The sequence below is a fragment of the Pseudomonas sp. PME37.24/006 genome (assembly GCF_055556635.1).
In genome coordinates, this window is sequence record NZ_JBVHNL010000049.1 from 1 (window position 1) to 279 (window position 279).

Sequence of the window (279 nt, forward strand, 5' to 3'; positions counted from 1 at the left end):
CACTTTCATACACGACCAGAATTTATTGGCACCTTGATGGAAGGTATTGCCGTCTTTTCTCCAACAGGTAAATTTGTCGCAGGAAATCGTGCCTGTATGTTTCAGTTGGGTTTAACCTTGTCTGCATTACGTACCCATACTATTGGTTCGTTGTTTGGACTGACCATCCCTGCACTGTACGATCACTATCGCACCATCAATCCTGGCTTGTTGAGCATGTCATTACATAATGGTGTAAAAGCTTATGGGAAGGCCATTGTTAAAAACAACCCTTCATTT

The 279-nt window shown here is 42.3% G+C and carries 1 protein-coding gene; it reads left to right on the top strand.

From position 1 onward, the window contains the following. Positions 1 to 36 precede the first annotated feature (36 nt). On the top strand, positions 37 to 279 hold a 243-nt coding region (locus ACZ3GY_RS23810), incomplete at its 3' end, for a hypothetical protein (protein ID WP_465912195.1).